This is a genomic window from Alienimonas chondri, from assembly GCF_013036045.1.
GTDB lineage: Bacteria > Planctomycetota > Planctomycetia > Planctomycetales > Planctomycetaceae > Alienimonas > Alienimonas chondri.
In genome coordinates, this window is the sequence record NZ_WTPX01000037.1 from 1 (window position 1) to 12284 (window position 12284).

The window sequence follows — 12284 nt, forward strand, 5'->3', positions numbered from 1 at the left end:
GCAGTGCTCGCTTGGACGCTTGTTGCGGTGGGCGGGTGGGCGGCGTGGGAGCATCGGCTCGCGGCGCCGGCCGCTCCGCACCGCGAACTGAATACGGTCGACGACGACGCGGATAAGTGGCCCGAGGCGGCGGTCGAATACGAAGTCGATCGGTTGAGCGAAGCGATCGAACGTCGCCCGGACGACGTGGAGGCGCGGTTCACGCTGGCGCGGTTGCTGATGAGACGCTACCGCGACGAAACGCTCGAGGCTCTGAGGGCCGAGCCGGCCACTGCCGGGATGTCTGAGCAGGCCCTCGAACGCATCGCCGACCCCGGATTCGGAGCGTTCGCGGCGATCGGTCCCGATCAAACGGCCCGACTCTCAGCGATCCGAGCCGATCCCCGTGTTCAGCGATCCCTGGCTCCGGCGTTCGAACAACTGTCTGCCGCGCGGGCCGACTGTCCCTTCTTGCCACGGCTAGATTACCACCTTGCGAGAATCGCATGGGCGGCGCCCGGCGAAGATCCGACGGGCCGTCGGTTTCTGTCGGCGTTGCACCGGAATTTTCCGGCGGACGTGGACGTTCAGGCGGCCGCCGCCGACCGTGCCGAGCGACTTGGACTCCACGAAATTGCCGACGAATGCTGGCGGTCCGTACTCGCGCTGGACGCGGACCGAGCCGCCGTCGTCGCGTCTACCCTGTCGACGGGCAAGATCCCAGACGTTGCGGAACGAGCCCGCTTCCTCACGCTGCTCCCCTCAAGCCCGGCCGCACACTCGGCGGCTGCGGAGGCGGTCGCGACCAAGTTCCCGACGTTGGCCGTAGAACTCGCCGAGAAGACGCTCGCCGGCGACGCCGCTCCGCGCGATCGAGCCTTCGCCCTCCGACTGACGAACGACTCGGCGGGGGCGGTCGAGGCGATGCGGAGCCACTTGGCGGCGGCGCCGCGCGACGTCGCGGCCCGGCGAACATTCATCGGTTGGCTCCTCGAGGACGAGAGGCTCGACGCTGCGTCCGAGCAACTCGCGATCCTGTCCGCGGTCGCCCCGGATGATCCTTTGACGGACCGGTTGCTTGACCGTCTTGCGCAGGCACGACGGTCGGCGTCGACCGACGGCGTGCGATGACGGCCGGTCGCGTTGCTTTTCGGCAGCATCGCCATCCTGGAGGTATGAATACGGAAACCTTCCCGGCGGAGCCTCCGCAATCGTGGTTTCTCCATCCCGGCGGCAGACAGCGTCTTGTTGAAGCGGCACGCCCCCCCGTACAGTGAGCCGGCTCCCGTCCGCACGAAGAATTGACCGTGCGTGCACCGATGCTCGCGGCGTGATCGCCGTCCCCATGTCTCTTGCTCCGCCCCGAGGTCGTTTGTGTCTCGTTCCGCCGAATATCCCCTGTCCAATGGATACGGTAGTCGCTTGCCGGACTCTCGGGGCTTCGGCGGGGAGTCTTTCGGCGCCGGCCCTCCGGCTTACTCGACCGGTGCGCAGAACGCCCCGGCCGGTCCTCCGATCGGCCGGTTGCTACGTCGAAAGTGGTACCTACTCGTGCTAGGGCTGGCCGCCGGATTGGGCGGCGGCTACTACCACTTCACGAAGCAGGAACCGGTCTATCGATCGACCGCCGAAGTCACGGTCTCCTACCGCGAAGCGAGTCTTCCGGTTGAGAACGATCTCAACGGCCGGCCGCAGTCGCCGCAAAACGTACTCGGCGACTATCTCCACCGGATCCAGACTCCTCCGCTGATCCAGCGGGCCGTTGAAGAACACGATCTGGCCGACCTGCCCCGGTTTCGCGGCGGCGGTTCGCCGGTCGGGACGATCTTGGGAGGTCTGAGCGGTCGGCAGATCGAGGGGACGCGGGTTCTCCAGCTTGGGTATGTCGGCAAGAGTCCCGAAGAGACAAAAGCTGTGCTGGACGCCGTGGTGGCGACGTTCATCGACAGCGTGAAGGAGGACGAGCAGTCCGTTTCTCAAGAGGCCGTTGAACTTATCACGAAAGCGAACGATCAGGTCCGCGGCGAATTAGAATCGGCGGAAGCCGCTTATCGCGAGTTCCAACGCACCTCGCCGCTGACCCGCGGCGAAGACGGTTCTCCAGTGAACCCCTACGCTGCGGATCTCCTGCAGATCGACGCCCACGAGGACGAACTACGCTTGCAGCTGACCACGTTGACGGCGGAAATCGACGCAATTCGCAAGGCATTGGCCGAAGGGGGACGCCGGGAGGCGTTAGCCCAGATGGCGGCGATCTCGCGACAAAACGAGTCCGACGGCGAATCGTCTCCGGCGGCCACGCAGTTATCGTTTGAAGAAAAGCACTTGGATTTGTTACTCGAGTTAGAGGAGGCGCGGGAGCGGTTCGGCGAGAACTATCCGGAGCGGAAGCGGTTGGAGAACCGTTACGCGGCCGTCAGGAAACTAATGGCTGAGCGCGCCGGACTCACCGGCTCGGAGGAATCTGCGAAATCGTTCTTAGACCTTTTCGTAGATGCCCGCCAGGAGAAGGCCGAGGTGCTCAAGGCTCAGATCGCCATGCTGAACGAGGAGTACGCTTCCACGGAAAAGGAAGCGGAAGCCCTTCGCGATGCGGAACTGACCGAGCGGGAACTCCGGGATCAATTGGCTCGGCACGCGGCGATGCACACGGCATTGGTGGATAAGATCTCCCAGTTGGACCTGACGAAGGATGCGGAACGGGTTCGCGTGGCTTCCTTGGTGCCGGCGACGCTCGGCGCTCTGACTCCGGTGGAATTGATCCGCAGCCTGTCGATGGGCGGCGTGATGGGACTTGCGGTCGCGTTCGGATTGGCCTACCTGTTGGAACAGGGCGATCGCAGCTTCAAGGGGCCCGAAGAATTGCGGGCGGAATTCGGTCTCCCGCTGCTCGGCCATGTCCCGGTGATCCCCGCGAAGACCCTCCGGCGCACGAAGCAGACCGGGAAGCTCGACCCGTCTCTCCTCACGATTCACCGTCCGCAAAGCCGGCTCGCCGAATCGTTCCATGCCGTCCGGGCGGGATTGGCGTTCGCCGCTCGGTCCGGGGTCAAAGTCATCCAGGTCACGAGCGGCGACCCGGGCGACGGGAAGAGCACGCTTGCCGCGAACTTGGCCGTCTCCTTGGGCCGTAGTGGGAAATCGACCGTGTTGGTCGACGTCGATCTCCGCCGCCCCCGCGTCGCCGGTCTGTTCGGTCTGCCGAAGGAAGGGGTCTCTGTGACGGACGTGATTGAGAACCCGGACAAGCTGAGCGACGCGGTGGTGGAGAGCGGCGTGCCCGGCCTCTCGCTGCTTCCCTGTCTCCGCAAAGCGGACCACCCGGCGGAACTACTCTCCTCGCAAGCGTTTGAGGACTTTGTGGAGGTGCTTCGGCACAAGTTCGATTTTGTGGTCCTGGACAGCCCTCCCGTTTTGGCCGTCTCGGATCCCGCCGCGATCGCCCCGTCCGCTGACGGCGTGGTGCTGGTCACTCGGCTCTCGAAACGGACCCGCCGGAAGGTCCAGGAGAGTCTGGACACGCTGGATCGGGCCGGGGCGAATCTGCTTGGCCTGGTGGTCAACGCTGTCGACTCCAGCGGCGAATACGTTCGCGAAGTCGAGAGCGGCTATTACGGCGGCTACGGCTATGGGTACGGTCGAACGAAGGGCAGTTATTACTCCAATGAAAAGGCGGCCCCGCCCGTACTCGAAGAGCCGGCGTCGGTTTCCGGAAAGGCTCCCGTCAACGGCCATTAAGCGACAATCTGAGCTCTCTCATCGGCTGAGCCTGAGCTGTGACGGCGGGAGTGCGTAACTCGCGTGAACCACGGCATGGGGTAGCGGGCGGGGCGACGGCTGAGCGCCGTCCTCCGACCCCGCTCACGGGGGGAGCCGGTGCAATCGTCTGCGGAAGATCTGTGGGAGGGCGTATCGGCCGCCGGCGACGCCGGCGACGGTCGGCTGCCGCCTTATTCGGTTCTTATCGGTGCGTCGGCACGACACGACGTTCGCGGGGCCTTAAGATGCCATGCGAGGCGTTCTACGGGTCAAGTCGAGCAATAAACGCCTCTCACCCGCGTCAGATTCTACTAAGAAGCGTCTGATGTCGGTTCTACCGGAGGACGGTACCTGTGGCGTCTGTCAAAGGTTGATCCCGCAGGGCTTCTGTGTGCTTCTTTATCGGATTGCTTCGCAGCGATAAGGGGCGGGGCAGGCCACAGGCAGAGATCCGTTCTTTGACGGATGAGACTGGTTAAGATTCGGAGCCGTTCTTCGCTCCGCTTGCCGAGCCTTGCTGATGTCGTTTCCCTTTTCGCCTCCGGTGGAACTGCAGCTTGCCGCGTCGCTGGTTGCGGCGGCGTTGCTCGCCGGGCCGGCTCATGCGGGGCAGGAGGCGACGGCGGACGAACGCATCACCCAGTTCGTGGCGACGCACTGCCTGGACTGTCACTCCGCCGGGGCCGCGGAGGGGGGATTCGCGCTTGATTCGCTTTCGGCCGACCTGACCGACGCGGTCGCGGCCGCAGCGTGGGCGAAGGCGCTCGGACGCATCGAGCGAGGCGAGATGCCGCCCGAAGAGTACGGCACGCTGCCGAAGGGCGAGAGCGCCGCCGCGACCGCCTCGCTGCGGGAGAGTCTCGTGGCTGCGGAGCGTCTCTCCCGGGCGAAGCAGGGAAGAGCCGAACTGCGGCGACTCAGCCGGGAGGAATACGCCAACTCGCTCAAGGAGATCCTCGGGCTGCCGCACCTGGATCTCGCCGACATGCTGCCGCCGGACGGCGTGCAGGACGGGTTCGCCAAGAGCGCCGGGGCGCTCGATTTTTCGCACGTCACCGTCAGTCGCTATCTGGACGTCGCCGACTTCGCTCTCCGCGAAGCCCTCGCCGACGATCCGAACCCGCGTCGTCCGACTGTCATGCGGGCGACGATGAACAGCTTGGAGGGCGCCGCCGACGTGCAGACGTTGAAGACTCAGTTGAAACAGACGATGGGGATCCCGCTGGTCGGCACGGAGATCGACCCGACGCTGACGGTCTCCAACGGCGATTTCGCCACCCGCGACCCCGGCGTTCTCGAAGACCCGGCGCCGAAGTTCGACGGCGTCGCCACGTTCATGCACTCCCGGGCGAACCACAACACCGTGGTGAAACCGTTCCGCGTGCCGCAGGACGGGGAGTACGTCTTTCGCGTTCGCGGGTGGTCGCTGCGGAACGACCACGGCACGCTCAAACCGACCGACGAAGGCGGCGTCGTCGCCTTCTATACGCCGACCGGGCGTCTGCTGGGACGCTGCGATCTGCCTCCGAACGAACCCGGGGTGGGCGAGTGTCGGGCGTGGCTGAGGAAGGACGAACCGATCGAATACCTCGCGGTCTCGCCGCCCTCGGCGTGGATCAAGGGGAAGCTGACGGACGGGGTGCGGCGCTACGAGACGTTCGATTCCGTCGGCGTCGCGATCCAATGGCTCGAACTGGAAGGCCCGCTGCCGCCGGAGGGGAGCGATGCGCAGGTCGCCTCGTGGCCGCCGGAGAGTCATCAGCGCCTCATGGGCGAGTTGCCGTTGGAACGGATCGAAGCCGACCCGAACGCCGATCGCCGCCGCGGTCGACGGGCGCCGCCGGCAGTCGACCCGGATTCGGGACTCCCTTATCACGTGGTCAGCGCCGATCCGCAGGGGGACGCTGATCGCCTGTTGAAAGCCTTCGCCGAGCGCGCCCTCCGCCGCCCGGCGACCAAGGCGGACCTCGCCGTTCCTCGGGCACAGATTCAAGCCCGGCTGGCCGACGATCAGCCGTTCGTCGAGGCGATGCTGGCGGGCTATCGGGCGCTGCTGACCGGCCCGGCGTTCCTGCTGCGATTGGAGGAACCGGGATCGTTGGACGGCTACGCGGTCGCCTCCCGACTGGCGATGTTCCTCTGGGACGGCCCGCCGGATGCGGAACTGGAAGCCGCCGCGGCCTCGGGCGAATTGCTGACCGACGCCGGGCTGCGTCGCCAGACGGAGCGGTTATTGAACGACCCGCGGTCCGAGCGGTTCGTCGCCCGGTTCCTGAATCGCTGGCTCGATCTGGAGGATATCCGCCTGACGGAGCCGGACGAAAATCTGTACCCGGAGGCAACCGCCTTTCTGACGGAGTCGATGGTCGAGGAAACCCGGGCGTTCTTCGCCGCGATGCTGCGGGAGGATCTGTCGGCCAGCCATGTGTACGACTCCGACTTCCTGATGGTCAATCAGCCGTTGGCGGAGTTATATGGAATCGACGGGGTGACCGGGTCGGATCTGCGTCGCGTCGCGATCCCCGCGGAACACCCACGTGGCGGGCTGCTGACGCAGGCGTCTCTCCTGAAGGTGACGGCAAACGGCACGACCACCAGCCCGGTGGTGCGGGGCGTATTCGTGATGGATCGCCTGCTGGGCGATCCGCCGCCGCCGCCCCCGCCGTCGGTGCCGGCGATCGAACCGGACATCTCCGGGGCGACCACGATCCGCGAACTGCTGAACGCCCACCGGGGCGACCCGGCCTGCGCGGGCTGTCACCGAAAGATCGACCCGCCGGGCTTCGCTCTCGAAAGCTTCGACGTGATGGGCGGTTACCGCGATCATTACCGCATCCTGGCGGACGGCCCGCCGGGCAAACGGGAGCGGAAACCGGATGGTCGGCCGATTGGCTACGAGGTCGGCCCGCCGGTCGAATCGTTCGGCGATCTGCCCGGCGCCGGCGCGTTTGAGGACGTGAACGGGTTCCGCGATCGGCTGCGGGGCATGGACCGGCAGATCGCCGCGAACCTGTTGCGTCGGCTGACCGTTTACGCCACCGGCGCCCCGGTCTCGTTCGCCGACGAAGCGGAGTTCGAAGCGATGCTGGATCGCCTCGAACCCGGCGGGTTCGGGGTCCGATCGATGGTGCATGCTCTCGTGCAGAGCCGCATGTTCCGCGAGAAATAACGCCGCCGGCCGTTCGCTATCATAGTCCTTCCGCCGTCCCCTCGCCCGTCGATCGCTATGTCCCGCGTTCTACCCCGTCGTACCGTCCTTCGCGGCGCGGGGGCGGCGCTCGCGCTGCCGCTGCTGGACGCGATGCGACCCGCGATCGCCAAGGCGCGGGGCGACGAATCACGGGCGACGCCGCGGCGGATGGTCGCGATCAACGTGGATCTCGGCTTTATGCCGGAGGCGTTCTTTCCGGAAGAGGCCGGACGCGGCTACAAGCTCTCGCCGTATCTCCAGCCGTTGGCGAAGCACCGCGAGGACTTCACGGTCTTCAGCGGCCTGAGCCACCCGGAAGTCGTCGGCGGGCATCAGACGGACCAGTGCTTCCTCACCGGCGCCCCGCATCCCCGCGGCGCCGGCTTTCGCAACCGAATCTCGCTGGATCAATACGCCGCCCAGCACGTGGGCCATACGACCCGGTTTCCGACGCTCAGCCTCCGCGTCGGCCCGTCCAATAAAACGCTCTCCTATACCGCCGACGGCGTGGCGATCCCCTCGGAGGTCGTGCCCTCGCGGGTGTATCGGCAGTTGTTCGTGAACGGCACGCCGGATCAGGTGCGATCGCAGGTGCGGCGGTTGCGGGAAGGGCGGAGCCTGATGGACTCCTTTGAGGGCGAGATCGGCGGACTAAAACGGCAGGTCGGGGGGGCGGACCGCGACCGATTGGACCAATACCTGACGGCCGTCCGCGATGTGGAGCGTCGTCTGCACGCCAGCGAACAGTGGGAGGCCCGCCCGAAGCCGGAGGTGGACGCCCCGCCGCCGAAGGACGACCTCGATCCCACGGCGCTCGTGACCCGCACGCGGACGATGTACGACCTCGCCCGGCTGGCGTTCGAGACGGATTCCACCCGGCTCATCACGATCTTCGTCACCCAGCAGTTCAACCCGAAAGTCGATCTGCCGGGCGTCGAGTTGCCCCATCACGCCCTCACCCACCAGAGCCAGCAGCGGGACTCCCGCACGCAATTGCAGGCGATCGAGACGGCCCAAATGGCCGAGTTGGCCCGCTTGGTCGACGGATTATCCTCGGTGAGCGAAGACGGGGAGCGATTGCTGGACCGCACGATGGTGTTGCAGGGGTCGAACCTCGGCCACGCGAACCGGCACGACAATACGAACCTGCCGATGCTGTTGGCCGGCGGCGGCTTCCGGCACGGGGGACATCTGACGTTCGACCGAAAGAACAACCGCCCGCTGTGCGATCTCTACGTCAGCATGTTGCAGCGGATGGGCGTGGAGACCGACCGCTTCAGCTCCGGCTCCGCGACGCTGCCGGGGCTGGACATGAGCTGACGAGCGGGCGCCGCTCGCGATTAATCGTCAAGGACGGACTTCAGGAGTCGTTCCGTCTGTCCGTACGTCGCTTCCAGTTCGACCAGCAGGGCTTCGAGATCGTCCGTCAGGCCGACCCGGGCGTCGAGTTCCACCCGGCGGGCGGCGTCGCTGGTGCGATCGAAGCCGAAGAGATTCATCGACCCTTTCAAACGATGGGCGGCGATCTCCACCGCATCGGCGTCGCGCCGTTCCGCGGACGATCGCACCTGCTTTAAGCACTTCGGGCCGTCGTCCAGCAGAATCGTCGTCAGGCTCCGCAGTTGCTCCAGATCGCCGTCGAATCGATCGAGGAGTTCTTCGACCGAGACGCCGACCGCCTCGGCGTTCGCGCCGTCCTCGGCGCCGGCGGCCGGGGCCGCGGTCTCGTCCTCGGCGATCTGATCGTCGATAGAGGGCGCTTCCGAGGGGACGGGGGGCAGGGCGGCGTCGGGGACGGCGGCCAGCACCGCGGTCCGGAGTTCCTCCGCTTTGACCGGCTTCGGCAGGTGCCCGTCGGCGCCGGCGGCGAGGCATTCGTCGCGGTCGCGATCCATCGCGAAGGCGGAGTGGACAAGGATCGACCCCTCGTAGCCCGATCCCCGCAACTGCCGGATCGCGGAGAGGCCGTCCAGCTCCGGCATGCTCATATCCATCACGATCAGGTCGAAGGTGCGGTCGCGGCAGGCTTCGACCGCCCGCAGGCCGTTCTCCGCCAGCGTCACGTCGTGCCCCTCGCCCCGCAGCACGGCCAAGGCGTATTTCTGATTGACGGGGTTGTCCTCGGCCAGCAGAATTTCCAGCGGGCGAACGCGGACGTTCGCCGTTTGTCGGTGCGGTGCGAGGGGTTGCAACGGCCCCTCGTGCGGGCCGACGACGATATAGAAAGAGAACGTGCTGCCGCGGCCGGGTTCGCTGCGAACCGTCAGGTCGCCGCCCATGAGGCGGACCAGCCGCGAGCAAATGGACAGCCCCAGCCCGGTCCCGCCATAGCGCCGGGTCGTGGAGCCGTCCGCTTGGGCGAACGGTTCGAAGATGCGTCGCTGAGCCTCCGCCGCGATGCCGATGCCGGTGTCCTTGACCGCCACCCGCAGCCAGGTTTTGCCGTCGGCCACGGCGGTCCGCGCCGCGCGTTCCACCCGAATGGAAACGCCGCCCTCGGCCGTGAACTTCACCGCATTCCCGATCAGATTGACCAGCACCTGCCGCAAGCGATCGCCGTCGCCCAGCGCCGCCTCCGGCACGTCGTCGGCGATCTCCGCCGTCAGCGACAGACCTTTCTTCTCGGCGCCCGATCGCAGCAGCTTGACGACCTGTTCGACGCAGGTCCGCGGAGCGAACGGAACCTCGAACAGGTCCAGCTTGCCCGCTTCGATCTTGGAGAAGTCGAGCAAATCATTGATGAGCGTCAGCAGCCCGGCGGCGCTTTCCTTCGCGGTCTCTAACAGATCCCGTTGATGGTCGGTGAGGTCCGTCTCCATCATTAAGTCCATCATTCCGGAGACGCCGTTGAGCGGCGTGCGGATCTCATGGCTGATCGTGGCGAGGAAGGCGCTTTTCGCCCGGTCGGCTTCTTCGGCCGCCAGGCAGGCCGTTTCGAGCTTCTCCTCGGCCGCTTTTAATTCCGTGATGTCGGTGCTCACGCAGATCAGCCCCCGCACGTCGCCTTCCGCGTCGAGCACCGGCAGTTTATCCGTCCGCAGCCAGCGCCGGTCGGCTCCCGGCTCGTCGATCGCTTCGACGACTCCGATGACGGGGCGTCGCGTTTGCAGCACCTGGCGCTCGTCGTCGAGAAATTCCGCCGGTTCCCCCGGCGCCGCGTCGCTGCCGGCGCGTTCGCAAGACGCCTTCCGCTCGACCGACTCGTCGGGGCGAGGGGGCGTCTCCGCCGCGGCGCGATTTCTCCGCAGCACGCGATTATTCATATCTTTATACCAGATCCTCGCCGGGATCGTGTCCAGGATCCCCTGCGTCTCCTGACGGGAGTCGATCAGTTCCCGCATCTGGCGTTGGACGAGGTTCGCCGTCGGCCACAGCGACAGCCCGGTGACGGCGGCGAGGCTCAGGAAACAGGCGGCCAGACTGAGCGAAGCGCCGCGGTGCGAAGTATCCGCACGGCTCGCCGCCCGCTCCACGAATCGATCTATCAGAACGATATAGCGTTGCGACCGAGCGCGCAGTTCCATCGCCTTCCCCCGCACGTCGCGGGCTTGCTCGTCGGTTTTTGCGAGCGACGGCTCGGTCGAGGCGAGAAACGCTTCGACCGATGCCTCAAACCGCTCGAATCCGCCCGTCAGTTCGTCGGAGAGCCCGTCCGATGCGCGGTTCGTCGCGGAGCGTTCGAACCAGACGGTCAGAACGTCGCGATGCTCCTCCTCGAATCGGCCCGACAGTTCCGCCATCCTCCTCCGTTCCGTCTCCCGCTGGGCGCCGTCGGGGAGGCCGGTAATCGCGAAGGCGGTCGCGGTGAGGCTTTGGGACAGCATCCGCGGTCGGCCGGTCCGATGAATCAGATCGGCGTCGCCCCGCAGCGAGTCCAGAGACCGGGTCGCGACCTCGTACAGCGCCAAGGAGCAAACGCCCAGCAGGCAGACGGCGACGATGTGTCGGCGTCGAACCATTCGACAAACGCGGTTCAACTGGGCTTCCGAACGATCCGAGGGCGCCAGTTCGTCGGGAGGCAAGGAGCGAGGGAGTCGGCGGAACATGAGGGCGTTTCGGACGACGGGCTGCACGCGATGCCGACGGTCCCCGGTGCGGGGGCGGAACGTCAGGATCGAACGGACCGTCGCCCTGTATATCGCCCACGCGGCGGCGCGGCGCCGCGACGAATTTCTCCTCGGTCGCCGGGGCGCCGATGCTCGGTCTACTGGGATGGATGGTCCGAGCGAAACGCCGGCGGCCGGTCCGATCGGTCCGAAAATAAAAGCGAACCCGACCGCGGCGGGATCTGCGAGCTAGGCTCGTCGACTGGGCGATTCGGCGCCCGATCGTTCCCTTCGTCGACCCGACATCTCGTATGCCGCTGATCTTGATCGTTGACGATAATCCGCTGGAGCGGGCTCACGCGAAACACCTGCTTGAGAAGGCCGGGGAGTGGCGGACGGTCGAAGCGGAAGACGGCGCCGCAGCGTTGCGATCGTTGGCCGAGGAACCGGTCGATCTGATCCTGACCGATCTGAAGATGCCGGGAATGAACGGCCTGGAATTGATCGACGCCGTTCAAGAGCGATGGGAAGCCCTCCCGACGGTGCTGATGACCGCCGAGGGCAGCGAAGAGATCGCCTGCGAGGCGTTGCGACTGGGCGCCTCGAACTACGTCGCGAAGCGCCGTCTGGCGGCGGAGCTGCCGGACATCTGTCGTTCGCTGCTGGAGATGAGCCGGCAGTTGCGCTCGCGGGATGAATTAATGAACTTCGTGGCCGTCCAGCGGGTCGAATATTCGATTCCGTCGGACCGCCGTACGGCGTCGGACCTCGCCCGGTTTCTGCAAGACCATGCGTCCCACCTCGCCGGGCTGACCGCCGCCGACCGCACCCGACTCGGCGTGGCGCTGGAGGAAGCGGTGTTGAACGCCGTGATCCACGGCAACCTGGAGGTCTCCTCCGAACTGCGGGAGCGGGGCGACGACTCGTTCGATCGACAGATCGAGGAACGTCGCACGCAACAGCCGTATGCGGATCGTCGCGTCACGGTCTCGCTGGACTATTCCTCGACGGAATTGGTCTTTGAGATCTGCGACGAGGGGCCGGGGTTCGACGTTTCGTCGCTGCCGGACCCGACCGATCCCGAGAACCTTTTGAAAGCCAGCGGCCGCGGGATCATGCTGATGCGGGCCTTCATGGATCGCGTCGAGTACAGCGATCGGGGCAATCGCGTGGTCTTGAAGAGAAGCCTCGCCCGGCCGAATCCCTCCCTGACGCAGCGAGACGCCGCGGAGGGCGATCGCCCGCCTTCGGATCGGACGCAGGCGGATCGGGCCTCGGCAGATCAGGCGCAGCCGTCATTGAGCGTCTGA

General features: G+C 66.3%; 6 protein-coding genes. 5 read left to right on the forward strand and 1 reads right to left on the reverse strand.

Annotated features, from left to right (window positions below; genetic code table 11):
- From LzC2_RS07575 to LzC2_RS07590, 4 genes are all read left to right on the forward strand, one after another.
- Nucleotides 1-1110, forward strand: a 1110-nt coding sequence (locus LzC2_RS07575) for a hypothetical protein (protein WP_171185445.1), incomplete at its 5' end; no start/stop codon positions are given.
- Between the two features lie 393 nt (nucleotides 1111-1503).
- Entirely contained in the window at nucleotides 1504-3717 is a 2214-nt protein-coding gene (locus LzC2_RS07580) for a polysaccharide biosynthesis tyrosine autokinase (RefSeq protein ID WP_171185447.1), read from the forward strand.
- Between the two features lie 541 nt (nucleotides 3718-4258).
- Nucleotides 4259-6907 (forward strand): DUF1592 domain-containing protein, encoded by a 2649-nt coding sequence (locus tag LzC2_RS07585; protein WP_171185449.1) that lies wholly within the window; start codon nucleotides 4259-4261, stop codon nucleotides 6905-6907.
- A gap of 57 nt (nucleotides 6908-6964) precedes the next feature.
- On the forward strand, nucleotides 6965-8248 hold the full coding sequence (locus LzC2_RS07590) for a DUF1552 domain-containing protein (protein ID WP_171185452.1): 1284 nt from the start codon (nucleotides 6965-6967) through the stop codon (nucleotides 8246-8248).
- A gap of 20 nt (nucleotides 8249-8268) precedes the next feature.
- Here the strand turns inward: LzC2_RS07590 and LzC2_RS07595 are convergent, their stop codons facing one another.
- A complete protein-coding gene (locus LzC2_RS07595) occupies nucleotides 8269-10974 on the reverse strand; it encodes a hybrid sensor histidine kinase/response regulator (RefSeq protein WP_206678601.1) in 2706 nt (901 codons plus the stop codon).
- Nucleotides 10975-11285: 311 nt separating this feature from the next.
- Here LzC2_RS07595 and LzC2_RS07600 point away from each other — a divergent pair, with 311 nt between their 5' ends.
- Nucleotides 11286-12284 (forward strand): response regulator, encoded by a 999-nt coding sequence (locus LzC2_RS07600; protein WP_171185456.1) that lies wholly within the window; start codon nucleotides 11286-11288, stop codon nucleotides 12282-12284.